This window comes from Halomonas sp. JS92-SW72 (assembly GCF_003547075.1).
Lineage (GTDB): Bacteria > Pseudomonadota > Gammaproteobacteria > Pseudomonadales > Halomonadaceae > Halomonas > Halomonas alkalicola.
In genome coordinates this window covers 2,090,397-2,114,846 of the sequence record NZ_CP032147.1, presented here as the reverse complement: position 1 = coordinate 2,114,846, position 24,450 = coordinate 2,090,397, and the positions used below count along the sequence as shown (strand labels likewise).

Here is a 24,450-nt window from a genome sequence, read left to right as displayed (position 1 = left end):
GGCCCCTCCTTGATGATTTCCAGAGGCTCCAGGATATGCTCGAACTGCGCGGCGCCCCCGCCCTCTCCGCCTTCCGTCACGCCAAGCTGCTGGCCGCCCTGCGCGAGGCGGCGGCCGACGTCGAGTCGCTGCAGGCGGAGTACGTGCATTTCGTCGACCACGACGGCGAGCTCTCCGGCGATGAGCTGGCCGTCCTGGAGCAGCTGCTGGACTATGGCTCCCACGTCGAGGGTTCCCAGGCCGAGGAGCGCGCCGAGGGCCAGCTGTTCCTGGTGGTGCCGCGCATCGGCACCCAGTCGCCCTGGTCCTCCAAGGCCACCGATATCGCGCGCAACTGCGGCCTGACCCAGGTGCGCCGCCTCGAGCGTGGCATCGCCTACCGGGTCAAGCTCAGGGGCGTGCTCTCCGAGCAGGCCTACGAGGGCATCCGCGCCACTCTGCACGACCGAATGACCGAGACGGTGCTGGCCGACAGCTCCGACGCGGCACGGCTCTTCGCCCACCATGAGCCGGCGCCCCTGGGCAGCGTCGACATCCTCGCGGGCGGTCGCGAGGCGCTGGAGGCCGCCAACGTCGCCCTCGGCCTGGCCCTGGCCGAGGACGAGATCGACTACCTGGTGGCGGCCTTCCGCGACCTGGGCCGCAACCCCACCGACGTCGAGCTGATGATGTTCGCCCAGGCGAACTCCGAGCACTGCCGCCACAAGATCTTCAACGCCGACTGGGTGATCGACGGCGAGGCGCAGACGCACTCGCTGTTCAAGATGATCAAGAACACCTACCAGGCCTCCCCGGAAGACATCCTCTCGGCCTACAGCGACAACGCGGCGGTGATCAAGGGCGCCACGGCGCCGCGCTTCTTCCCGGCCCCGCTGACCGGCCAGGCCGGCGAGCGCGCCGTCTACGGGAGCGTCGAGGAGCCGATCCAGATCCTCATGAAGGTGGAGACCCACAACCACCCCACGGCGATCGCCCCGCACCCGGGCGCGGCCACCGGCGCCGGCGGCGAGATCCGCGACGAGGGTGCCACCGGCATCGGCGGCAAGCCCAAGGCGGGCCTTACCGGCTTCACCGTCTCCAACCTGCGCATTCCCGAGTTCGTGCAGCCCTGGGAGGCCTTCGACTACGGCAAGCCCGAGCGCATCGTCTCGGCCCTCGAGATCATGCTGGAGGGCCCCATCGGCGGGGCGGCCTTCAATAACGAGTTCGGCCGCCCCAACCTGGCCGGCTACTTTCGTACCTACGAGCAGGACACCCTGGGGGCCAACGGCATCGAGCGCCGCGGCTTCCACAAGCCGATCATGCTCGCCGGCGGCTACGGCAATATCCGCGACGGCCACGTCCAGAAGGGCGAGATCCCCGTGGGCGGCAAGCTGATCGTGATGGGCGGCCCCGCCATGCTGATCGGCCTGGGCGGCGGCGCGGCCTCCTCCATGGCCTCCGGCACCTCCAGCGCCGACCTGGACTTCGCCTCGGTGCAGCGCGGCAACCCCGAGATCGAGCGTCGCGCCCAGGAGGTGATCGACCGCTGCTGGGCCCTGGGCGAGTCCAACCCCATCCGCTTCTTCCACGACGTCGGTGCCGGCGGGCTCTCCAACGCCCTGCCGGAGCTGGTCAAGGATGGCGAGCGCGGCGGCCTGTTCGACCTGCGCGCGGTGCCCAACGCCGAGCCGGGCATGAGCCCGCTGGAGATCTGGTGCAACGAGGCCCAGGAGCGCTACGTGCTGGCGGTGGCCGCGGAGGACCTCGACACCTTCGACGCCCTGTGCCAGCGCGAGCGCTGCCCCTATGCGGTGGTGGGCGAGGCCACCGAGGCGCACCACCTGGAGGTGCGCGACGGCCACTTCGAGAGCAAGCCCGTCGACCTGCCGATGAGCGTGCTGTTCGGCAAGCCGCCGAAGATGACCCGCGAGTTCAGCCGCCAGAGCACCGAGATGCCCGGCGTGATGCTGGACAACCTCGACCTGCGCGAGGCCATGGACCGCGTGCTGCGCCTGCCCACCGTGGCCTCCAAGAGCTTCCTGATCACCATCGGTGACCGCTCCATCACCGGCCAGGTGGCCCGCGACCAGATGGTCGGCCCCTGGCAGGTGCCGGTGGCCGATGTCGCCGTGACCACGGCCAGCTTCGACACCCACGCCGGCGAAGCCATGGCCATGGGCGAGCGTCCGCCGGTGGCGCTGATCGACCCCGCCGCCAGCGCCCGCCTGGCGGTCGCCGAGGCGATCACCAACCTGGCCGCCGCGCCCATCGCCAAGCTCGGCGATATCAAGCTCTCCGCCAACTGGATGAGCGCCGCCGATCACCCCGGCGAGAACCAGGCGCTCTATGACGCCGTCCACGCCGTGGGCATGGAGCTCTGTCCGGCGCTCGGCATCGCCATCCCGGTGGGCAAGGACTCCATGTCCATGCGCACCGCCTGGCAGGAGGAGAGCGAGAAGGGCGAGCGGGAGGAGAAGAGCATCACCTCGCCGCTGTCGCTGATCGTCACCGGCTTCGCGCCGGTCACCGATGCGCTGAAGACCCTGACCCCCCAGATCAACCTTGAGCAGGACGAGTCCGACCTGCTGCTGATCGACCTGGGCGGCGGCAAGAACCGCCTGGGCGGCTCGGCGCTGGCCCAGGTCTATGGCCAGGTGGGCAGCGAGTGCCCGGACCTGGACGACCCGGAGGACCTCAAGGCCTTCTTCGCGGTGATCCAGGGGCTCAACGCCGAGGGCAAGCTGCTCGCCTATCACGATCGCAGCGACGGCGGCCTGCTGGTGACCCTGCTGGAGATGGCCTTCGCCGCCCACGCCGGCCTCGAGATCAAGCTCGACTGGCTGGTCGACGAGCCCGCCGAGGCGGTGAATGCGCTGTTCGCCGAGGAGCTCGGCGCGGTGATCCAGGTCAACCGCCAGCACACCGAGGAGGTGCTGGCCCAGTTCGCCGCCGCCGGCATCGAGACCTGCGGCGTCATCGCCCGGCCCCGCTACGACGACCAGGTGCGGGTCACCCTCTTCGAGGAGCCGCTGCTGGAGACCACCCGCATGCTGGCCCAGCGCACCTGGTCCGAGACCAGCTACCGCCTGCAGGCGCTGCGCGACAACCCGGAGTGCGCCAAGAGCGAGTTCGACGGCCTGCTCGATGACCGCGACCCGGGTCTCTCCGCCACCCCCGCCTTCGACGTCGACGAGGATGTCGCCGCGCCCTATCTTCAGGCACCCGGGCTCAACCTGGCTCGGCCTTCGGTGGCGGTGCTGCGCGAGCAGGGCGTCAACGGCCAGGTGGAGATGGCCTGGGCCTTCGACCGCGCCGGCTTCGAGGCGGTGGACGTGCACATGAGCGATATCCTGGCAGGCCGGGTATCGCTGGATGAATTCAAGGGGCTGGTGGCCTGCGGCGGCTTCTCCTACGGCGACGTGCTGGGGGCCGGCGGCGGCTGGGCCAAGTCGGTGCTCTTCAACGAGCGCGCCCGGGAGCAGTTCGCGGCCTTCTTCCAGCGTGACGACAGCTTCTCGCTGGGCGTCTGCAACGGCTGCCAGATGCTCTCCCAGCTCAAGGAGCTGATTCCCGGGGCCGAGTCGTGGCCGCGCTTCGTGCGCAACGAGTCCGAGCAGTTCGAGGCCCGGGTCGCCATGGTGCAGGTGGAGAAGACCCCCTCGATCCTGCTGGCCGGCATGGAGGGCTCCCGCCTGCCCATCGCCGTGGCCCATGGCGAAGGCCGCGCCGAGTTCCGCGACAGCGCCCACCTGCGCAGCATGCAGGGCAATGGCCAGGTGGCGCTGCGCTTCCTGGACAACCACGGCCAGGTCACCACCCGCTATCCGGCCAACCCCAACGGCTCGCCCTCCGGCATCACCGGCCTGACCACCCCGGATGGCCGCGCCACCATCATGATGCCCCATCCGGAGCGGGTGGTGCGCGCGGTGACCAACTCCTGGCGTCCGGCCGAGTGGACCCGGGACGGCGCCTGGCTGCGCCTGTTCCGCAACGCCCGGGTCTGGGTGGGCTGATCCCGGCGCTTTCCGCGGCAGACGCTTGCAGCACGACCATCGCGGCGGCCTTCGGGCCGCCCTCGTCGTTTCCGTCACGCCTGGCTGTGAAACGAGTGTTTGAATGCGTGGCGCAGGCGGGGCACACTCGAGGCCACCGGGTCCAGAAGGGAGGGGCGGATCGAATGGGAGAGACGAGCATGGAGGAGCGGTTCGAGGGGCGGGTGCGTCTCGGCGTCGAGGCGGGGGTGGCCGAGGTCACCCTGAGCCGACCGGAGGCCCACAACGGCCTGGACTGGGCGATGATCGACGGCCTGCTGGCGGCCCAGCGCCGCCTGGCCGCGCTCGACGGCCTGCGCGCCGTGGTGCTGGCCGGGGAGGGCGAGAGCTTCTGCGCCGGCCTGGACATGGGCGCCATCATGGGCCAGCCGGAGCGGCTGCCGTCGCTGCTGGAGGCCGACGAGGCCGGTATCAATCCGGTACAGCGCCTGGCGCTGGGCTGGCGCGAGGCCGGGGTGCCGGTGATCGCCGCCCTGCACGGCCACGTCTACGGCGGCGGGCTGCAGATCGCCCTGGGGGCGGATATCCGGGTGGTGCACCCCCAGGCGCGCCTGGCGCTGCTGGAGATCGTCTGGGGCATCATTCCCGACATGGGCATCACGGCCACCGCTAGCGACTTGCGCGGCGACGTGCTGCGCGAGCTGACCTGGACGGGGCGCAAGGTGGGCGGCGAGGAAGCCGTGGCGCTGGGGCTGGCCACCCGGCTCGGCGACGAGCCCCTGGCCATGGCGCGCCAGATCGCCGGTGCCATCGCCGGACACTCCCCGGGGGCGGTGGCCGCGGCCGGCGAGCTCTTCCGCCTGGCGCCGGGCATGTCACGCCGCGAGCGGCTGGCGCTGGAGGCGCGTCTGCAGCGCGGCCTGCTGGGGGGCGAGGAGCAGCGCGAGGCGGTGGCGGCACGGCTCGCCGGCAGGCCGCCGCGCTTCCCCTGATGCCCTGACGAGGGCGCCAGGTCCCGCTAAGATGGCGGCTCGATTCGCCACCCCGGAACCCGCATGCCTCTCCCCGCTGCTGCTGTGCCCCGTGCTGCGCCCCCCGCCCTGCGTCCCTACCAGCAGGAGGCGGTGCGCCGGGTGATCGAGCACTTTCGCGGCTCGGACGACCCCGCCGCGGTGGTGCTGCCCACCGGCAGCGGCAAGTCGCTGGTGATCGCCGAACTGGCGCGCCTGGCCCGGGGACGGGTGCTGGTGCTGGCCCACGTGCGCGAGCTGGTGGAGCAGAACCATGCCAAGTACCTGGCCTACGGGCTTGCGGCGGATATCTTCAGCGCGGGCCTCGGGCGCAAGGAGAGCGCCCGCCAGGTGGTGTTCGGCTCGGTGCAGTCGGTGGTGCGCAACCTCGAGAGCTTCGCCGCGCCGGACCATCCGCGCGGCCCCTTCACCCTGCTGGTGATCGACGAGTGCCACCGGGTCTCCCCCGCCGAGGACGCCAGCTACCGCCGGGTGATCGAGGCGCTGCGCGCGGCCAATCCGCGCCTCAAGGTGCTGGGGCTGACCGCCACCCCCTATCGGCTGGGCCAGGGATTCATCTACCACCGCCACCATCACGGCATGGTGCGCGGCGATGACGACTGCTTCTTTCGCGAGTGCGTCTTCGAGCAGCCGCTGCGGCTGATGGTGAAGCAGGGCTACCTGGCCGAGCCGCAGCGCATCGATGCAGCGGTGGAGCGCTATGATTTCTCGGCGCTGGCCCCCTCGGCCAGCGGGCTGTTCCGGGAGGAGGAGCTCAACCGGGTGGTGGCGGGCCACCGCGCCACCCCGGGGATCATCGCCGAGGTCATCGAGCGCGCCCGCGACCGCCAGGGGGTGATGCTCTTCGCGGCAAGCGTAGCCCACGCCGAGGAGATCCTCGGCTACCTGCCCGCCGCCGAGGCGGCGCTGGTCACCGGCGAGACCCCCCTGGCCGAGCGCGAGCGGCTCATCGCCGCCTTCAAGGCCCGCGAGCTCAAGTTCCTGGTCAACGTAGCGGTGCTCACCACCGGCTTCGATGCGCCCCATGTGGATCTCATCGCCATCCTGCGTCCCACCGAGTCGGTGAGCCTCTACCAGCAGATCGTCGGCCGCGGGCTGCGCCTCTCGCCTGGCAAGCGTGACTGCCTGATCCTCGACTACGCCGGCAACCCCTGGAACCTCTATGCGCCGGAGGTGGGCTCCCCGAAGCCCGCCTCCGACAGCGAGCCGGTGCAGGTCCCGTGCCCCGCCTGCGGCCACGCCAACCTCTTCTGGGGCAAGCGCGACGGCGAGCTGGTGATCGAGCACTTCGGCCGCCGCTGCCAGGGGCTGGTGGAGGACGACCCGCAGGCCCGTGGCGCGGCGTCGGGCGCCGAAAATCGTGACGCGGCATCGGGCGCCGGAAAAAAACGACAGTGCGACTTTCGCTTTCGCTTCAAGGTGTGCGGCGACTGCGGCGCAGAGAACGACATCGCCGCCCGGCGCTGCCACGGCTGCCAGACCCTGCTGGTGGACGCCGACGACAAGCTCAAGGAGGCGCTGCGCCTCAAGGATGCCCGGGTGCTGCGGGTGGCCGGCATGCAGCTCGAGGCCACCGTCAACGGCCGCGGCATGGCCCGGCTCAAGGTGACCTACCATGATGAGGATGGCGCGACGCTGGCCGAGTGGTTCGCGCTGGAGACGCCGGCCCAGCGCGGCGCCTTCGCCGCGGTCTTCCTGCGCGACCACCTGCGCGCGCCGGGGGTACCGTGGCGGCCCACCACGCCGGAGGAGGTCGTGGCCGAGCGGCGCCGCCTGCGCCATCCCGACTTCGTGGTGGGGCGCAGGGTGGGACGCCACTGGCAGGTGCGGGAGAAGCTCTTCGACTACAGCGGGCGCTATCGCAAGGCCATTGGTGCGGAGTAGGGGTGCAAGGATGGCCGGCTAAGCCCCGGGTTCATCGCCAGCTCAGAGGGTCAGCGCTGTCTCCGGCGCCGCGCTCTTGCTAGACTGCGCCGTTGATCCTGCGTCCCCGGAGAGGCACGCCGCGTGAGCGCCACCCCCGATACCGCCAGCCCCGAGCAGAGCGTCGCCGCGGCCCAGCAGGCCGCGGTGCTCGGAAGGCTGTTCGACGAGCCGATCACCGAGCTGCCCGAGGATCTCTATATCCCGCCGGAGGCGCTGCGGGTCTTTCTGGAGGCCTTCGAGGGGCCCCTCGACCTGCTGCTCTACCTGATCCGCCGCCAGAACCTCGACATCCTGGCCATCGACGTGGCCGCCATCACCCGCCAGTACATCGAGTACGTGGAGCTGATGAAGGCCATGGAGATCGAGCTGGCGGGCGAATACCTGCTGATGGCGGCGATGCTGGCCGAGATCAAGTCGCGTACCCTGCTGCCGCGCCCGCCGAAGGAGGGCGGCGACGGCGAGGAGGAAGATCCGCGGGCCGAGCTGATCCGGCGCCTGCAGGAGTACGAACGGCTCAAGCATGCCGCCGAGGCGCTGGCCGAGCTGCCGCGCCTGGGGCGAGACTGGTTCCCGGCGCGGGCGCTGCTGCCGCCGCTGGAGTCGCGGGTGATCCATCCGGACGTGGAGCTCGGCGAGCTGCTCGGTGCCCTGGCTGGCATCCTGCGGCGCGCCGAGCTGGTGCAGTCGCACCAGATCAGCCGCGAGGTGCTCTCGACCCGGGAGCGCATGCTGGCCATCATGGAGCGGCTCGGCCACGATCACTTCACCCCCTTCGAGGCGCTGTTCGGCCTGGAGGAGGGGCGGGCGGGGGTGATCGTCACCTTCATGGCGATCCTCGAGCTCGCCAAGGAGGCGATGATCGAGATCGTGCAGAATGCCCCGCTCTCACCGATCCACGTGCGCGCCCGTACCCCGGTGAAGGCGGACGAGGCCGGCGACCTGGATGACCTGGAAGCCGAGGGCGAGAGCGCCTTCGCGGACGATGATGGGGGAGGGCGGCCATGACCGCCATGGAGTATCCCGAGGCCCTGGACGAGATCCTCGAGGCGGCGCTGCTGGCGGCCGGCGAGCCGCTCTCCCTGGAGCGCCTCGACGGGCTCTTCGACGACCACGAGCGACCGCCAAGGCGCGCCCTGCGAGAGGCGCTCGACCGCCTCGGCCTGCGCCACGAACGCGGCGCCATGGAGCTGCTCGAGACCGTCTCGGGCTACCAGCTGCGCATCCGCCCGCGGCTCTCGCCCTGGGTCTCGCGGCTGTGGGACGAGCGTCCCCAGCGCTACTCCCGGGCGCTGCTCGAGACCCTGGCGCTGATCGCCTACCGCCAGCCGGTGACCCGCGGCGACATCGAGGAGGTGCGCGGGGTCACGGTGAGCGGTTCGATCATGCGCACCCTGCTGGACCGCGGCTGGATTCGCGTGGTGGGCCACCGCGACGTGCCGGGGCGCCCGGCGGTCTATGCCACCACCCGCAGCTTCCTCGACGACTTCGGCCTGAAGACCCTCGACGAGCTGCCGCCGATGCACGAGCTCAAGGACTTCGAGGAGCCCGGGTGGATGAGCGAGGACGAGGCGCCGCCGCCGCCCCAGCACGACCTGCTGGCCCAGGCCGATGCGCCCCTCGACGATGCGTCCCTCGACGATGTGCCGGAAGAGGGCGAGCAGGCGGCAGGCACTACCGATCAGGAGGCACCGGCCGCGTCCGGTGCCACCGACGCGACGGCCGGGATGGCCGACGACAACCACGCCGGGACGGCGTCAGAACGGTCCGGCCTGAGCTTCGCCGAACTCGAGGCTCGCCTGACCGAACGTGCCCGGAGCCGCGTCGACGATGACGCTGCCCCGGGGGCGGAATCCACACCCAGTGAGAACGACTCATGAGCACTACCAGCGAAAAACTTCAGAAGGTCCTGGCCCGCGCCGGGCTGGGCTCCCGCCGCGAGATGGAGACCGCCATCGCCGATGGGCGGGTCAAGGTCAACGGCCAGGTGGCGACCCTCGGCGACCGCATCGAGATGCGCGACCGGGTGCTCTTCGACAACCGCCCGGTGACCCTGCGCGGCGCCGATGAGGTGCCGCGGCGGGTGATCATGTACAACAAGCCCGAGGGTGAGCTGTGTACCCGCAAGGACCCGGAGGGTCGCCGCACCGTCTTCGACCGCCTGCCGCGGCTCAAGGGCGAGCGCTGGATCGCCATCGGCCGCCTCGACATCAACACCAGCGGCCTTTTGCTGTTCACCACCGACGGTGAGCTGGCCAACCGCCTGATGCACCCCTCCACCCAGGTGGAGCGCGAGTATGCGGTGCGCGTCATGGGTGAGGTGACCCGGCAGAACGTGGTTGCCATGGTCCAGGGCGTGATGCTCGAGGACGGGCCGGCGAACTTCACCGACGTGCAGGAGTTCGGCGGGGAGGGCATCAACACCTGGTTCCACGTGGTGATCCTGGAGGGACGCAACCGCGAGGTACGCCGCCTGTGGGAATCCCAGGGGGTCACCGTCAGCCGCCTCAAGCGGGTGCGCTACGGCAACATCTTCCTCGACAAGCGGGCCAAGGCCGGCGAGTGGGTGGAGCTCTCCCAGGCGGAGATCGATGACCTGGCCGAGCTGGCCGGGCTGGAGTCACGCAAGGTGCCGGATCTCACCCCGGACGAGAAGAACCGCTGGAGCCGCGACAAGCACAAGCGCAAGCCGGTACAGGCGATGCGCAAGCCCAAGACGCGCCGCTGAGCGGCGGCGGCGACAAAAGGCAAAAAAGTCCTTGCCAGCCAGGGGGCGGATCAGTAATATCTGCCCCCGTTCGGAAGGGTCGTTAGCTCAGTTGGTAGAGCAGTTGGCTTTTAACCAATTGGTCGTAGGTTCGAATCCTACACGACCCACCATCCGGACCTGCAGGCTTGTACGCAAGCATGGGTCGTTAGCTCAGTTGGTAGAGCAGTTGGCTTTTAACCAATTGGTCGTAGGTTCGAATCCTACACGACCCACCAGATTCGACGCCCCGGCCTCCCAGAGGTCGGGGCGTTCTGGTTTCTGGCCCGGGTGCCCGGTGAGGCGCGTCGTGAGCCGAACGGTTCGGCCCGCCGCGCGTCCAAGCGGAGCAGCGGCGCGATTTCTTCACCGATAGTGGCCACGAACCCGGCCTCCTGGTCTAGAATAGGGTCCTTGCCGACGGTGGCGACAGACGCCCCGGGCAGCCGGCGCATCGTCCGCGCGGAGCGCGCGAGCCGCGATGCACCCGATCACGCAGGGGGAGCCCCTGCCAGTCACAGTGGTAGACACGATGACGATCATGACTTCCCGTGCGGAGGTACGCGAGTACCTGACCCGCACCTATTGCCCCACCCGCATTCCCGCCGAGGACGAGGCGCGCGTCGAGGAGATCAAGCGGCTCCTCGAGGCCAACAACGCCGTCCTGGTGGCTCACTACTACACCGACGATGCCATTCAGCAGCTCGCCGAGGAGACCGGCGGCTGCGTGGCCGACTCCCTCGAAATGGCCCGCTTCGGCGCCCGCCACTCGGCCGACACCCTGGTGGTGGCCGGGGTGCGCTTCATGGGCGAGACCGCCAAGATCCTCTCCCCGGAGAAGCGCGTGCTGATGCCCACCCTGGAGGCGACCTGCTCGCTGGACCTGGGCTGCCCGGCCGACGAGTTCGCCGCCTTCTGCGACCAGCACCCCGACCGCACCGTGGTGGTCTACGCCAACACCTCGGCGGCGGTGAAGGCGCGCGCCGACTGGGTGGTCACCTCGTCGATCGCCGTGGAGGTGATCGAGGAGCTCCAGGCCCGCGGCGAGAAGATCCTGTGGGCCCCGGACAAGCACCTGGGCGGCTACATCCAGAAGAAGACCGGCGCCGACATGCTGCTGTGGGACGGTGCCTGCATCGTCCACGAGGAGTTCAAGGCCAAGGGGGTCGAGGAGCTCAAGGCGCTCTACCCGGAGGCAGCGGTGCTGGTGCACCCGGAGTCGCCGGCCTCGGTGGTGGCGCTGGCCGACGTGGCGGGCTCCACCTCCCAGCTGATCAAGGCCGCCCAGGCGCTGCCCAACGACAAGCTGATCGTGGCCACCGACCGCGGCATCTTCTTCAAGATGCAGCAGGCGGTGCCCGGAAAGACCCTCTTCGAGGCGCCCACCGCCGGCAACGGTGCCTCCTGCAAGAGCTGCGCCCACTGCCCCTGGATGGCCATGAACGCCCTGGACAACCTGGCCGACGCCCTGCGCCACGGCTCGGGCGAGATCCTCGTCGATGACGCCCTGCGTCAGGCGGCGCTGAAGCCCCTGGAGCGGATGCTCAACTTCCAGCGCTGATCACGGGCGCTGGGCGCTAGAACTTCTCCAGCGTCTCCCGATAGCCGATGAACGCCTCGCGGCGCTGCTCGATGCGAGCAGTGGCCGCGGCGTCTCCCTCCCGCTCGGCCACCTGCCGGGCCACCTCGAGCTGACGAATCCCCTCGCTGATGCGCCCGGTGAGCTGCAGCTGCTCGGCCCGGGCCAGGTGCCCCCAGGCCTCGCGTCCGCTGCGCCCGGCGGCTTCCGCCAGCAGGGTGAACACCTGCGGGTCCTCGTGGCGGCGCTCGGCCAGTTCGCGCAGCACCCGCCACGCCTCGTCGGGGTCGCGCTGCAGCAGCGCCTCGCCCAGGGTCAGGGTGGCGGGCAGGTGCCCCGGCATCAGCCGCAGCAGGCGGCGGCTGCGCTCGATGGCGTCGTCGTAGCGGCCGGCATCGAAGGCCACCTGGGCGGCGGAGGCGGGCAGCAGCCCCAGGTCGGGCTCCTGACGGGCCAGGGCGTCGAGGGTCGAGAGGGCCGCCTCGACGTTGCCCCGACGGGCCTCCACCAGGGCGCCCAGGTAGCGTCGGGCGGCGTCGGGCACGTCGTCCTGGGCGAGCCGGGTGATGGCCTGCTGGGGGTCGCGCTCGTGGATGGTCAGCAGGGCGCGGGCGCGCACCAGGTGGTACTGGAGGTCGTCGTCGCGGGGGGCGGCGACCGAGAGCTGACCGGCGCGGTCCTGGGCATCGCCGATGCGCGACTCGGTCACCGGGTGGGTGAGCAGGAACTCCGGCGGGTTGCCGCCCTGCAGCCTGGCCATGCGCTGCATGGCCTGGAACATGCGCACCATGGCCTGGGGGTCGTAGCCCGCCTGGGCCATGGCCTGCAGGCCGATGCGGTCGGCCTCCTGTTCGAAGCGCCGCGAGTAGGCCAGCTGGTCCTGGATGAAGGCGGCCTGGGAGCCCATGGCCACGCCGATGCCGGCGTCGCCCCCGCCGGCGGCGGCGATCAGCATGCCGGCCAGCATGGCAGCCATGGCGGGTACCTGGGTCTGCTCGGTGCGGGCCTGGCCGCGGGCGTAGTGGCGCTGGGAGAGGTGGCCGAGCTCGTGGGCCAGCACCGAGACCAGCGCCGCCTCCTCCTCGGCAAAGGCGAACAGGCCGGCATTCACCCCGATGATGCCCCCCGGCACGGCGAAGGCGTTGAGTTGGCGGCTGTCGACCAGGGTCACCAGCGGCTGGCTGCCGCCCAGCCCGCTGTGGGGCAGCAGGCGCGCGATCATCGACTCCACGTAGTGCTGGGCGATGGGGTCCTGCCACTGGGGGGCCCGCGCCTGGAACTGGCGCAGCCAGGCCCGCCCCAGGCGAAATTCCTCGCCGCTGGCGGCCTGGCTGTCGCCGCTGGCCAGGCTCGGCAGCCCGGCGGCGCTGTCCCACTGGGGCTGGGTCCACTGGCCGGCGGCGGGCAGGGCCAGCGCCAGGCACAGGGCGCCGGCGGCGAGTCGGGGAAAACGGCGCGGCATGCTCGGGGTCTCCTGTGGTGGGCCGAGGTGGCCCATGGTCTGACATTGATTCAGCCGGTAAAGTGCCTTTAAATCCCAAGGGTTTCCGTGCCGCGCGGCCATCCGTCGTCCGGCAGCAATCCGCCCCACCCCCATTGTTCCGGGAGAGATCATGGCTCTGCAACCCGATGACCTGCTCGACGCCCGCGGTCTTCCCTGTCCGCTGCCGCTGCTCAAGGCGAAGCAGGCGCTGGCGCGCCTGGCCCCGGGCCAGCTGCTCGAGGTGATGGCCACCGACGCCGGCTCCTGGCGGGACTTCGAGACCTTCACCGCCCAGAGCCCCCACGAGCTGCTGGAGCGAGAGGAGCGCGGCGACACCTACCACTACTGGATTCGCAAGGGCGGGGAGGGCACTTCATGACCCTGCGGGCGGTCTTCAAGAGCTGGATCGACCACTACTTTTCCGACGAGGAGGCGGTGATCCTGCTGGTAGTGCTGGTGCTCGGCTTCGCCGTGGTGATCCTCTTCGGCCGCATGCTGGCGCCCTTCCTCACCGCCCTGGTGATCGCCTTCCTGCTGCAGGGGGCGGTGGGCTGGCTGGAGCGACGCCACGTGCCCCATCTGCTGGCGGTGAGCCTGGTGTTCCTGGGCTTCATCGGTCTGCTGCTGGCGCTGGCCTTCATCCTGATGCCGCTGATCTGGAACCAGCTGGTGGGGCTGGTGCAGGAGACGCCGCGCATGTTTGCCAGCGGCCAGCAGCTGCTCGACGACCTGCAGGAGCGCTACCCGCACCTGGTGACCCCCGACCAGATCCAGAACTGGATCGCCGTGGCCGGCCGCGAGATGACCCAGTTCGGCCAGCGCGCCCTGACCCTGTCGCTGGCCTCCCTGGGCAATGTGCTGGCGCTGATCATCTACCTGGTGCTGGTGCCGATCCTGGTCTTCTTCCTGCTCAAGGATCGCGAGAAGCTGGTGGACTTCACCCTCTCGCTACTGCCCCAGAAGCGCGCCCTCATGACGCGCATCTGGCACGAGATGGACGACCAGATCGCCAACTACGTGCGCGGCAAGTTCATCGAGATCATCATCGTCGGCACCGTCTCGTTTCTCACCTTCGCCTACTTCGGGCTGCCCTATTCGGCGTTGCTGGCGGTCCTGGTGGGCTTCTCGGTGCTGGTGCCCTACATCGGCGCGGCGGTGGCCACCCTGCCGGTGGCGGCGGTGGCCGGCTTCCACTTCGGCATGACCAGCGAGTTCGCCTATGTGCTGATCGCCTACGGCATCATCCAGGCGCTCGACGGCAACGTGCTGGTGCCGATCCTGTTCTCCGAGGCGGTCAACCTGCACCCGGTGTCGATCATCGTGGCGGTGCTCTTCTTCGGCGGGATCTGGGGCTTCTGGGGGATCTTCTTCGCGATCCCGCTGGCGACCCTGCTCAAGGCGCTGGTCTATGCCTGGCCGAGGGGGATCCAGCGGCACAAGCGCGAGGAGGCGGCCGAGGCCCTGGCCGAGGAGTGAGCCACGGGCCTGCGAGACCGCATCGGCGGCGCAGGCCCCTGGGATCAGCCGGCGTGCAGCGCCTGGGCGGCCTCCAGCACCTCCTGGGCGTGGCCCGGCACCTTGACCCCGCGCCATTCCCGGGCGAGGTTGCCCTCGGCGTCGATCAGGAAGGTGCTGCGTTCTATCCCCAGGTGCTCCTTGCCATACAACTTCTTGAGCTTGATGACGTCGAAGAGCCCGCACAGGGTCTCCTCCTTGTCGGAGATCAGCGCGAAGTTGAAGGCCTGCTTGGCCTTGAAGTTCTCCTGGGCGCGGATGCCGTCCCGGGAGACGCCGAGGATCACGGTGTTGGCGGCCTCGAAGGCCTCCTTGCGGTCACGGAAGTCACCGCCCTCGGTGGTGCAGCCCGGGGTGCTGGCCTTGGGGTAGAAGAAGAGCACCACCTGCCGGCCCTTGAGCTCGGAGAGGGTGACCGTGGTGTCGCCGGTGGCGGTGGCGGTGAAGTCGGGAACCGGCTGGCCTGTACTCACGCTCATGGAAGTCTCCTGCGCGTTGGTGGGGGGAGCTTGATTACACGCAAGCGGCGCGGCGCTGTCAAAGTGGTGCGCCTCGCTGTACAGGCTCTGGCCGGCTGAGTACCATTTGACCCTTGATGCGGGCCACGGGCCCCGCCCCCTGTCGACCCGGTGGTTACCGGGCCGTGGCGCAGCCGTCGAATCGAGAGGAAAGAACGGATGATCACTGGCAGTATCGTCGCCCTGGCGACGCCGATGAAGGTCAATGGCGACATCGACTGGGAGGCGCTGCGTCGCCTGGTGAACTTCCACCTCGACAACGGCACCGATGGCATCGTGGCCGCCGGCACCACCGGCGAGCCCACCACCATGTCGTTCGCCGAGCACTTCGACGTCATCCGCACCGTGGTGGAGGAGGTCGATGGTCGCATCCCGGTCATCGCCGGCACCGGCGCCAACGCCACCTCCGAGGCCGTCGAGCTGGCCCGCTACGCCGGCGAGGTGGGGGCCGACTACTGCCTGTCGGTCTGCCCCTACTACAACAAGCCCACCCAGGAAGGCCTCTACCGCCACTTCAAGGCGGTGGCCGAGGGCAGCAAGCTGCCGGTGATCCTCTACAACGTGCCCGGCCGCACCGCCTGCGATCTCTACAACGAGACCGTGCTGCGCCTGGCCGAGGTGGACAACATCGTCGGTCTCAAGGATGCCACCGGCAACCTGGAGCGCGCCGAGGACCTGATCTCGCGGCTCAAGGGCAGCGGGTTCATGCTCTACTCCGGCGACGACGCCACCGCCTGCGACTTCATGCTGATGGGCGGCCACGGGGATATCTCGGTGACCGCCAACGTGGCCCCCCGGGCCATGCACGACCTGTGCGTCGCGGCGGTGGCCGGCGATGCCGACCGCGCCCACCAGCTCAATACCCGGCTGATGCCGCTGCACACCAACCTGGGCATCGAATCCAACCCGATCCCGGTGAAGTGGGCGCTCTACCGCATGGGGCTCGTCGAGCCGGGCATCCGCCTGCCGCTCACCTGGCTCTCGGAGAAGTACCACTCCACGATCAGCGAGGCCCTGCAGCTGGCCGGCGTGATCGAGGACTGATCGGCGTCGTGCCGGAACCTGGAGAACTGATGCAAGGTAGACGCATGAACTCAGCGCTGAAATGGCTGCCTCTGGTGGCCGCCGTGGCCCTGGCGGGCTGCGCTCGCCCCGACGGCTACTACCACGACCGCAACGTCGACTACGCCGAGGCGCGTATCGCCCCGGCGCTGACCCTGCCCGAGACCCGGGACCCCCAGCGCTACCGCGATGCCATGCCGGTGCCCCAGGCCGCCGGTGATTTCCAGGCCCCCGACGGCCGCTTCCGCGCACCGAGCCCCCAGGCCCTGGGCGCCGGTCGCGCCGTGGAGCGCGACTTCGTCGAGCGCCGCACCATCGGTAGCGACGCCTGGCTGGTGGTGGGCGCCGACCCCGGCACCGTCTGGCCCCAGCTCGAGGACTTCGCCCGCAGCCGCGGGCTGGGCATCCAGGCCAGCGACTCCTCCCGCGGGGTGATCGAGACCGGCCAGGCGCGCCTGAGCGTGCGTCAGGGGCTGCGCGCCGGCGACAGCGAGGTGCGCTGCGACCAGGGCGGGGCCCCGGTGGGCGCCTGCCTGGACGCCCTGGAGTCCTTCTTCGGCGCGCGCAGCGCCACCGCCAGCGCGTCGTCTCTGGCCGCCCAGCGCCTGGCCGGCGAGTCGCGCCTCAGTCTCGCGCAGCGTGGCGACGAGTGGCTCGTCGAGATCCCGCTGGAGCTCGATCGCACCTGGGCCGAGCTCGATCACCAGCTGCGCCAGGACTTCACCGTGGAGGAGCGCCGCGAACTGCTGGAGAGCGACCCGGCGAGCCACGAGTTCCTGATCAGCTACATGACGGTCACCGAGCGCAACCGCAATCCGCTGCAGATCGTCTTCAGCGCCGACGTGCGCCAGATGCACCAGCAGATCCGCCTGGTGCTGGAGTCCGAAGGCCCCCGGCAGACCGTGCTGCGGGCGGTGAATGCCAGCGAGCGCGGCTTCAGCCCCGAGGACCAGCGTGAGCTGCTCGAACGGGTGTCGGGCCTGCTGCGCTGATGACGGAAGGGCAGCAGGCCGGGAGGCTGCGCTTCGCCTCCCTGGGCAGCGGCAGCAAGGGCAATGCGACCCTGGTCAGCGATGGCGAGACCCACCTGCTGGTGGACTGCGGGTTCGGCCTGCGCGAGGCCGAGCGTCGGCTCGCCGACTTCGGGCTGCACCCGCGCCAGCTCGATGCGGTGCTGGTCACCCACGAGCATGGCGACCATATCCGCGGCGTCGGCCCCCTGGCGCGCCGCCACGGCGTGGCGGTCTACCTGACGCCCGGCACCTGGGCCTCGGGGCGGCTCGGCGAGCTGCCGAGCCGCCACTGGATCACCCCCCAGGCACGCTTCGCGGTCAAGGGGCTGACCATCGACCCGGTGACCGTGCCGCACGATGCCCGGGAGCCGGTGCAGTTTCGCGTCCACGGCGGGGGGCGTAGCCTGGGAGTGCTCACCGACCTGGGCCACCCCACCGAGCACGTGGCCGAGGCCTTTGCCGGCTGCGACGCCCTGGTGCTGGAGTGCAACCACGATGTGCAGATGCTGGCCGATGGCCCCTATCCGCCACGGCTGAAGCGCCGGGTGGGCGGCGACTGGGGGCACCTGGCCAACGCCCAGGCCGCCGCCCTGCTGCCGCGCCTCGGCCTGGACCGCCTGCAGCACATCGTCTGCTCGCATCTGTCGGAACACAACAACCGCCCCGAGCTGGCCCTGGCGGCCCTGGTGCCGCTGCTCGACGGCGACGACTCCCGGCTCAGGGTCTCCTGCCAGGAGGCGGGCCTGGCGTGGCAGGCCATTGCCTGACCCCAGCCCCTGAGCTCCCCCACTACCACCTATCCCAAGCCTCCGGAGGCTTCCATGGAAAAGCGTCAAGAACTCTATGCCGGCAAGGCCAAGTCGGTCTTCGCCACCGATGACCCCTCCCGGGTGATCCTGCAATTCCGCGACGACACCAGCGCCTTCGACGGCGAGCGCATGGAGTCGCTGGCGCGCAAGGGCATGGTCAACAACTGCTTCAATGCCTTCATCATGGAGAAGCTGGCGGCGGCCGGCGTACCCACCCACTTCGAGAAGCGTCTCTCCGCCACCGAGAGCCTGGTCAAGTCGCTGAAGATGATCCCGGTGGAGTGCGTGGTGCGCAACATCGCTGCCGGTGGCCTGGTCAAGCGCCTGGGGGTCACCGAAGGGCAGGAGCTCACCCCGCCCACCTTCGAGCTGTTCCTGAAGAACGATGCCCTGCACGACCCGATGATCAACGAGTCCCTGGCCGAGACCTTCGGCTGGGCCACGCCCGAGCAGCTCGCCGAGATGAAGGCGCTGACCTTCAGGGTCAACGAGGTGCTCAAGGCGCTGTTCGCCGACGGCGGCCTGCTGCTGGTGGACTACAAGCTGGAGTTCGGCCTCTTCGAGGGGCAGATCGTGCTGGGCGATGAGTTCTCCCCCGACGGCTGCCGACTGTGGGACGCCAAGACCCGCGAGAAGCTCGATAAGGATCGCTTCCGCCAGGGGCTGGGCGGCGTGATCGAGGCCTACGAGGAGGTCGGCCGTCGCATCGGGGTCGAGTTCGTCTGATCGCGCCGGCGGCTGCCGCCTGAACGATGAAGGGCCCCTCGGGGCCCTTCGGCGTGTCTGGTGCCGCGGTCATGCCGCCACGATCGCCACCACCTCCATGCGGGTCTCCTCGCCGACGGCGACGGCGCGGAAGCGCACGTCCACATCGCGCAGGCGCACGCCGTAGTTGCGAGCCTCGGCCCCCTTCCGGTAGGCGGGGCGCGGATCCTGGGCCAGCACCTGGATGATCAGCTCGCGCAGGGAGTCACCGTCGGGGCGTTCGGCCAGGGTCGCGGCGGCCTCGTCGTTGAACGCCACCGCCAGCTGTGGCGGGGCCTCGGGGGCGAAGCCGGCGCGGGCCTCGGGGCGAGACTCCGCCCAGGGCAGGTAGGGCTTGATATCGAGCACCGGCGTGCCGCTGACCAGGTCGGCACCGGCCAGGGTCAGGCGCACGCCGCGGCGGGTGTCGATCGCGAGGAGCTCCACCAGCGACAGGCCCAGGCGATTGGGGCGATGGGTGCTGCGGCTCGCGAAGACCCCCACCCTGGCGTTGCCGCCGAGGCGCGGCGGGCGCACCAGCGGCGTCCAGCGCTCGGGGCTCTCGTGAAAGACGAAGGTGAGCCACAGGTGGCTGAAGGCCTCGAGGCCACGCACCGCGAGCGGGTCGTCGAAGGGGGGCACCAGCACCAGGCTGGCCCGGGCCGCAGGGGCCAGGCCCGGCTGGCGGGGAATGCCGAACTTGTCGGGGTAGTCGCTCTCGATGACGCCGATCGGCGACAGCGTGAAGGCGTCGGGGAGGGAGAGTTCGCTCATGGGCGGATTATGCCCGGCGCCGGCGCCGGCGGCGAGGGGATTGGCGCCCGGGGCAGGCTTGTGTAGTCTCCCCGCAACAGCCAGGTTTCGACAGGATCGCCATGAGCCAGATCGCCAGTGCCCCGACGGCCGCCCCGGCCCCGCCCCGGGGGCCGCGCATACGCTATCGCCAGGCCCTTTCCCGTGATGCCGCCGACCAAGCCGAGGTCTTCCATCATGCGGTGATGCAGGGCGCCATGGCCCACTACAGCGTCGCCGAACGCGAGGCCTGGGCATCGGCCCTGCCGCGGGACGCCTGCGCCTGGGCGGCGCGCCAGGCGCTCTTCACCACCCTGGTGGCCGAGTGCGATGGACGCTGCGTGGGGTTCCTGGAGCTGGACCTGCCGCGGGGGCGCATCGAGACGCTCTACGTCTGGCCGTCGCTCGCCCGCCGCGGCATCGGCTCCACCCTGCTGATTCATGCCGAGCGCCTGCTGATGGAGCAGGGCCATGCGCGGGCCCGGATCGAGGCCAGTCTGGTGCTGACGGAGCGTCTGGTGCGACGCGGCTGGCAGGAGGTGGGCGAGGAGTGGGTGGAGCGCGGCGGCGAGCGGCTGTGCCGCAAGACGCTGGAGAAGCGCCTCGCCGCCGTGGAGACCTGAGCGCCGCCTTCTTTCGCCTTCCTTCAGTCGATGATCCGCATCGAGAGGTCGATGGCCTTGACGTCCTTGGTCAGGGCGCCGCTGGAGATGCAGTCCACGCCGGTCTCGGCGATGGCACGCAGGGTGCTCTCGTCGACGTTGCCCGAGGCCTCCAGGGTCGCCCGCCCGGCGGTGCGCCGGACCGCCTCGCGCATCTCGTCGAGGCTGAAGTTGTCCAGCATGATGATATCGGCCCCCGCCGCCAGCGCCTGCTCGAGCTCCTCGAAGGTCTCCACCTCCACCTCCACCGGTGCCTCAGGCGCGATGTCGCGTGCCTCGCGGACGGCCGCCTCGATGCCGCCGCAGGCGGCGATATGGTTCTCCTTGATCAGGAAGGCATCCCACAGGCCGATGCGGTGGTTGTGGCCGCCGCCGCAGGTCACCGCGTACTTCTGGGCCAGGCGCATCCCCGGCAGGGTCTTGCGGGTGTCGAGCAGGCGCACGCCGGTGCCCGCGATCAGGTCCACGCAGTGGCGGGTGCGGGTGGCGGTGGCGGAGAGGGTCTGCAGCAGGTTCAGCGCCGCACGCTCGCCGGTCAGCAGGCTGCGGGCGGAGCCCTCGAGCTCCAGGAAGGCCTGGCCGGCCTCGAGGCGGTCGCCGTCGGCGGCGCGCCAGCGCAGCGCCACGCCGGGGTCGAGCCGGGCGAACAGCGCCTCGACCCAGGCCACGCCGCACAGCACACAGGCCTCGCGGGTGATCACCCGGGCCCGTGCCGTCGCCTCGGCGGGGATCAATCGGGCGGTGATGTCGCCGGAACCGACGTCCTCGGCCAGCAGGCGGGCGGCGGCGTCGCGGATCTCGTCGCTGAGCGTGTCGTGGTAAGGCAGGGCGTCCTGGTAGTCCATGCGGGGCACTCTTGGGGTGGCAGCCGGCGCGGGGTGGCCGAGGTGAGCGGAGGCGTCCATTATAGGGAATCGATGCCGGTCACGTCAGGGGAGTGCGATGCCGATCAAACGGGGATGGCTGGAGGGTGCGCGGCGGGTGCCGTCACCCAACTGCGATGAGCGACCCGACGGCGAGGTGTCGCTGCTGCTGCTCCACTCCATCAGCCTGCCGCCCGGCGAGTTCGGCGGCGAGCATATCGAGCGCCTCTTCACCAACCGCCTGGACCCCGCGGCCCACCCCTTCTTCGCCGAGATCCACCGGCTGCGAGTCTCCGCCCACCTGCTGATTCGCCGCGACGGCGAGTGCGTCCAGTTCGTGCCCTTCGATCGCCGCGCCTGGCACGCCGGGCGCTCCCGCTGGCGCGACGGCGAGCGGGAGCGCACGTCGCTCAACGACTTCGCCATCGGCATCGAGCTCGAGGGCGACGAGGTCTCGCCCTACGCCCTGGCCCAGTATCGCGCCCTGGCGCGGGTCGTGGCCGAGCTCCTGGCCGCCTATCCGGCGCTGGACGAGACGCGCATCACCGGCCACGCCCGGGTGGCGCCGCTGCGCAAGTCCGACCCCGGCCCGGCCTTCGACTGGGCCTTCTTCCGGCAGCGGTTGGCACTGCAATGCACGGAAAGCAACGAACATTTCGCTTCCCGGCCCGCTGGCGTCGACCCTTTTTGAGAGTGTCGATAATCAAACGGTAGTTCGGCTACAAGTGGCTGTTATTGCCCGGGGTGGCGTCGCGAAGAGTGCGGCAACCCCTTGTGCTGCGGTGCAATGTCGTGTCTATGGAATAAGTTTCCATTTAATCGCTAATTGGCACTCGCGGGTGTTTGCGGTATCTTTCGGCTACCAACGGCAGATCGATCGCGTCGTCTTGTAAAACTACTACACAAATCCCTGCGCACGGTGGATGCGCCTCTCCAGAAGAGAGGCCGTCGCGATCGCCGTATTGCGGGGCGCACGACACCCTATCGTCATTTGGAGAGACGTCATATGAGTCTGGAGGCAAGAGAGGATCTCGATCCGGTCGAGACCACGGAGTGGCTGGAATCCCTGGAGTCGGTGCTGGATCGCGAGGGCGAGGAACGCGCCCGGTTCCTGCTGACCCGCCTGGCGGATCGCCTGCGCCGCGACGGGACCCAGGCTCCCTTCTCGGCAACCACGCCCCACCGCAACACCATTCCGGTGCACCGCGAGGCGCCGATGCCGGGGGATCTGTTCATGGAGCGCAAGATCCGCTCCCTGATCCGCTACAACGCCATCGCCCAGGTGATCCGCAACAACCGCGCCAACCCGGGACTGGGCGGTCATATCGCCAGCTTCATGTCGGCGGCGACCCTCTATGACGTCGGCTTCAACCACTTCTTCCGCGCCCCCAACGGCGACTTCGAGGGTGACCTGGTCTATATCCAGGGTCACGTGGCACCGGGCATCTACGCCCGCGCCTATCTGGAAGGCCGCCTGACCGAGGAGCAGATGGACAAGTATCGCCAGGAGGTGGACGGCGACGGCCTGTCGTCCTATCCGCACCCCTGGCTGATGCCGGACTTCTGGCAGTTCCCCACCGTCTCCATGGGCCTCGGGCCGATCCAGGCCATCTACCAGGCACACGTGATGAAGTACCTGCACTCACGTGAAATGAAGGACATGCACGATCGCAAGATCTGGTGCTTCATGGGCGACGGCGAGTGCGACGAGCCCGAGTCCCTCGGCGCCATCCATCTGGCCAGCCGCGAGAAGCTCGACAACCTGATCTTCGTCATCAACTGCAACCTGCAGCGCCTCGACGGCCCGGTGCGCGGCAACTCGCGGATCATGGACGAGCTCGAAGGCGTCTTCCGCGGCGCCGGTTGGAACGTGCTCAAGGTGGTCTGGGGTCGGCTGTGGGATCCGCTCTTCGAGAAGGACAAGAAGGGCGTGCTGCAGAAGATCATGGACGAGTCGGTCGACGGTGAGTACCAGAACTACAAGGCCAACGACGGCGCCTATACCCGCAAGCACTTCTTCGGCAAGTACCCCGAGACCGCCGAGATGGTCAAGGACATGTCCGACGAGGACATCTGGAAGCTCAACCGTGGCGGCCACGACCCGTTCAAGGTCTATGCGGCCTACCACCAGGCCACCCAGAACGCCAATGGTCGACCCACCGTGATCCTGGCGCACACCGTCAAGGGCTACGGCATGGGCAGCGGCGACGGCGAGGCGGCCAACGAGGCGCACCAGGTCAAGAGCATGGAGCTCGAGGCGCTGAAGAAATTCCGCGACCGCTTCGGCATTCCGCTCACCGACGAGCAGCTCAAGGAAGTCCCCTACTACAAGCCGGCCGATGACTCCCCGGAGCTGCGCTACATGCACCTCCAGCGCGAGCGCCTGGGCGGCTACCTGCCGCAGCGCCGCAGCGACTTCGAGGCCCTGCCGATCCCCGCCCTGGAGGACAAGACCTTCGCCTCCCAGATGGGTGGCTCCAAGGGGCGTGAAGTCTCCACCACCATGGCCTTCGTGCGTGTCCTCAACGGCCTGGTGAAGGACAAGCAGATCGGCAAGCAGGTGGTGCCCATCGTGCCCGACGAGGCGCGTACCTTCGGCATGGAGGGGATGTTCCGCCAGCTCGGCATCTACACCTCCGAAGGCCAGAAGTACGAGCCCCAGGACAAGGGCCAGATCATGTTCTACCGCGAGGACAAGAAGGGCCAGATCCTCGAGGAGGGCATCACGGAGGCCGGCGCCATGTCGGCGTGGATCGCCGCGGCCACCTCCTACAGCAACCACAACCTGCCGCTGCTGCCGTTCTACATCTACTACTCGATGTTCGGTTTCCAGCGCATCGGCGACCTGGCCTGGGCGGCCGGTGATCTGCAGGCACGCGGCTTCCTGGTCGGCGGCACCGCGGGGCGCACCACCCTCAACGGGGAGGGTCTCCAGCACCAGGATGGCCACAGCCTCCTGCAGGCCTCCACCATCCCCAACTGCCGCAGCTACGACCCGACCTATGCCCACGAGGTGGCGGTGATCGTCCAGGATGGCCTGAAGCGCATGTTCGCCGACAAGGAGAACTGCTTCTACTACCTGACGGTGATGAACGAGAACTACGAGCACCCCGAGCTCGCCGAGGTCCCCGTCGACGACATCGTCAAGGGCATGTACCTGCTGCGCGAGACCGAGGGTGACAAGGGCCGCGTCCAGCTGCTGGGCTCCGGCACCATCCTGCGCGAGGTCGAGGCCGCCGCCGAGCTGCTGCGCGACGACTGGGGCGTGGGCGCCGATATCTGGAGCGTGACCAGCTTCAACGAGCTGCGCCGCGAGGCGCTGTCGCTGGACCGCGAGGCCTTCCTCAACCCCGAGGCGGAGCCGGGCAAGCCCCACGTGACTCGCTGCCTGGAAGGGCGCACCGGGCCTGCCATCGCCTCTACCGACTACATGCGCCTGTTCGCCGATCAGGTGCGTGCCTGGGTGCCGACCGACTACCACGTGCTGGGCACCGACGGCTACGGCCGCTCCGATACCCGCCAGAAGCTGCGCCACTTCTTCGAGGTCGATCGCTTCTTCGTGACCGTGGCGGCCCTCAAGGCGCTGGCCGAGCGTGGCGAACTGGATCGCAAGGTGGTGGGCGAGGCCCTGAAGAAGTACGGCATTGACCCGTCCAAGCCCAATCCGCTGACCGACTGATCCGCGAGCGGCGGGCCCGCGGGCCCGCCCCAGGCACGAGTTTGAAGGAGCGCGACC

The 24,450-nt window shown here is 69.7% G+C and carries 20 protein-coding genes and 2 tRNA genes; 18 read left to right on the top strand and 4 right to left on the bottom strand.

Annotation, left to right across the window (positions count from 1 at the left end):
* The first annotated feature begins 35 nt into the window (after positions 1 to 35).
* The 9 genes from purL to nadA all read left to right on the top strand — a co-directional run bounded on the left by purL (position 36) and on the right by nadA (position 11,235).
* Positions 36 to 3,995 carry a phosphoribosylformylglycinamidine synthase gene (gene purL / locus D1793_RS09900; RefSeq protein ID WP_119022013.1) on the top strand — a complete coding sequence of 1,320 codons (3,960 nt, stop codon included), beginning with the start codon at positions 36 to 38 and terminating at the stop codon, positions 3,993 to 3,995.
* Between the two features lie 164 nt (positions 3,996 to 4,159).
* The gene (locus D1793_RS09895; RefSeq protein WP_240407638.1) at positions 4,160 to 4,966 is read left to right on the top strand and encodes a crotonase/enoyl-CoA hydratase family protein; all 807 of its coding nucleotides are present in this window, start codon (positions 4,160 to 4,162) and stop codon (positions 4,964 to 4,966) included.
* A 63-nt stretch (positions 4,967 to 5,029) separates the two neighbouring features.
* A complete protein-coding gene (locus tag D1793_RS09890) occupies positions 5,030 to 6,889 on the top strand; it encodes a DEAD/DEAH box helicase (RefSeq protein ID WP_119022011.1) in 1,860 nt (619 codons plus the stop codon).
* A 186-nt stretch (positions 6,890 to 7,075) separates the two neighbouring features.
* Positions 7,076 to 7,936: a ScpA family protein gene (locus D1793_RS09885; protein WP_240407832.1), complete on the top strand. Its 861-nt coding sequence runs from the start codon at positions 7,076 to 7,078 to the stop codon at positions 7,934 to 7,936.
* Positions 7,933 to 8,808 (top strand): SMC-Scp complex subunit ScpB, encoded by an 876-nt coding sequence (gene scpB, locus D1793_RS09880; protein WP_119022009.1) that lies wholly within the window; start codon positions 7,933 to 7,935, stop codon positions 8,806 to 8,808. Before D1793_RS09885 ends, scpB begins: the two co-directional genes overlap by 4 nt.
* On the top strand, positions 8,805 to 9,656 hold the full coding sequence (gene rluB, locus D1793_RS09875; protein WP_119022008.1) for a 23S rRNA pseudouridine(2605) synthase RluB: 852 nt from the start codon (positions 8,805 to 8,807) through the stop codon (positions 9,654 to 9,656). The genes scpB and rluB overlap by 4 nt, the downstream gene beginning before the upstream one ends.
* A 76-nt stretch (positions 9,657 to 9,732) precedes the next feature.
* Positions 9,733 to 9,808 (top strand) — tRNA-Lys (locus D1793_RS09870).
* A gap of 29 nt (positions 9,809 to 9,837) precedes the next feature.
* Positions 9,838 to 9,913 (top strand) — tRNA-Lys (locus D1793_RS09865).
* 293 nt (positions 9,914 to 10,206) lie between these two features.
* The gene (gene nadA / locus D1793_RS09860; RefSeq protein ID WP_119022007.1) at positions 10,207 to 11,235 is read left to right on the top strand and encodes a quinolinate synthase NadA; all 1,029 of its coding nucleotides are present in this window, start codon (positions 10,207 to 10,209) and stop codon (positions 11,233 to 11,235) included.
* Between the two features lie 16 nt (positions 11,236 to 11,251).
* Here the strand turns inward: nadA and D1793_RS09855 are convergent, their stop codons facing one another.
* Positions 11,252 to 12,715 (bottom strand): M48 family metalloprotease, encoded by a 1,464-nt coding sequence (locus D1793_RS09855; protein WP_119022006.1) that lies wholly within the window; start codon positions 12,713 to 12,715, stop codon positions 11,252 to 11,254.
* Between the two features lie 151 nt (positions 12,716 to 12,866).
* Between D1793_RS09855 and D1793_RS09850 the strand changes: the two genes are divergently transcribed.
* The gene (locus tag D1793_RS09850; protein ID WP_119022005.1) at positions 12,867 to 13,115 is read left to right on the top strand and encodes a sulfurtransferase TusA family protein; all 249 of its coding nucleotides are present in this window, start codon (positions 12,867 to 12,869) and stop codon (positions 13,113 to 13,115) included.
* Complete coding sequence (locus D1793_RS09845) at positions 13,112 to 14,212, top strand: AI-2E family transporter (RefSeq protein ID WP_119022004.1); 1,101 nt, start codon at positions 13,112 to 13,114, stop codon at positions 14,210 to 14,212. Before D1793_RS09850 ends, D1793_RS09845 begins: the two co-directional genes overlap by 4 nt.
* A gap of 44 nt (positions 14,213 to 14,256) precedes the next feature.
* On the opposite strand, the gene D1793_RS09840 is transcribed toward D1793_RS09845, so the two are convergent.
* Positions 14,257 to 14,730, bottom strand: a complete 474-nt coding sequence (locus D1793_RS09840) for a peroxiredoxin (protein ID WP_119022003.1) — start codon at positions 14,728 to 14,730, stop codon at positions 14,257 to 14,259.
* A 198-nt stretch (positions 14,731 to 14,928) separates the two neighbouring features.
* Between D1793_RS09840 and dapA the strand changes: the two genes are divergently transcribed.
* Genes dapA through purC form a run of 4 tightly spaced genes read left to right on the top strand, consistent with a single transcriptional unit; the run spans position 14,929 to position 18,379 of the window.
* Complete coding sequence (gene dapA / locus D1793_RS09835; RefSeq protein ID WP_119022002.1) at positions 14,929 to 15,813, top strand: 4-hydroxy-tetrahydrodipicolinate synthase; 885 nt, start codon at positions 14,929 to 14,931, stop codon at positions 15,811 to 15,813.
* A gap of 44 nt (positions 15,814 to 15,857) precedes the next feature.
* Complete coding sequence (locus D1793_RS09830) at positions 15,858 to 16,823, top strand: lipoprotein, NlpB (RefSeq protein WP_119022001.1); 966 nt, start codon at positions 15,858 to 15,860, stop codon at positions 16,821 to 16,823.
* A complete protein-coding gene (locus D1793_RS09825; protein WP_119022000.1) occupies positions 16,823 to 17,611 on the top strand; it encodes an MBL fold metallo-hydrolase in 789 nt (262 codons plus the stop codon). Before D1793_RS09830 ends, D1793_RS09825 begins: the two co-directional genes overlap by 1 nt.
* Before the next feature lie 54 nt (positions 17,612 to 17,665).
* Complete coding sequence (gene purC, locus D1793_RS09820) at positions 17,666 to 18,379, top strand: phosphoribosylaminoimidazolesuccinocarboxamide synthase (RefSeq protein ID WP_119021999.1); 714 nt, start codon at positions 17,666 to 17,668, stop codon at positions 18,377 to 18,379.
* 69 nt (positions 18,380 to 18,448) lie between these two features.
* Here the strand turns inward: purC and tsaA are convergent, their stop codons facing one another.
* The gene (gene tsaA / locus D1793_RS09815; protein WP_119021998.1) at positions 18,449 to 19,171 is read right to left on the bottom strand and encodes a tRNA (N6-threonylcarbamoyladenosine(37)-N6)-methyltransferase TrmO; all 723 of its coding nucleotides are present in this window, start codon (positions 19,169 to 19,171) and stop codon (positions 18,449 to 18,451) included.
* A gap of 101 nt (positions 19,172 to 19,272) precedes the next feature.
* Between tsaA and D1793_RS09810 the strand changes: the two genes are divergently transcribed.
* Positions 19,273 to 19,812 (top strand): GNAT family N-acetyltransferase, encoded by a 540-nt coding sequence (locus tag D1793_RS09810; RefSeq protein ID WP_119021997.1) that lies wholly within the window; start codon positions 19,273 to 19,275, stop codon positions 19,810 to 19,812.
* A gap of 23 nt (positions 19,813 to 19,835) precedes the next feature.
* On the opposite strand, the gene nadC is transcribed toward D1793_RS09810, so the two are convergent.
* Positions 19,836 to 20,696, bottom strand: coding sequence for a carboxylating nicotinate-nucleotide diphosphorylase (gene nadC / locus D1793_RS09805; RefSeq protein ID WP_119021996.1), 861 nt, complete (start codon positions 20,694 to 20,696; stop codon positions 19,836 to 19,838).
* A gap of 97 nt (positions 20,697 to 20,793) precedes the next feature.
* On the opposite strand from nadC, the gene ampD reads away from it, so the two are divergent.
* Complete coding sequence (ampD, locus tag D1793_RS09800; RefSeq protein ID WP_119021995.1) at positions 20,794 to 21,405, top strand: 1,6-anhydro-N-acetylmuramyl-L-alanine amidase AmpD; 612 nt, start codon at positions 20,794 to 20,796, stop codon at positions 21,403 to 21,405.
* Between the two features lie 315 nt (positions 21,406 to 21,720).
* Positions 21,721 to 24,393, top strand: a complete 2,673-nt coding sequence (gene aceE, locus D1793_RS09795) for a pyruvate dehydrogenase (acetyl-transferring), homodimeric type (RefSeq protein ID WP_119021994.1) — start codon at positions 21,721 to 21,723, stop codon at positions 24,391 to 24,393.
* Positions 24,394 to 24,450: the final 57 nt, after the last annotated feature.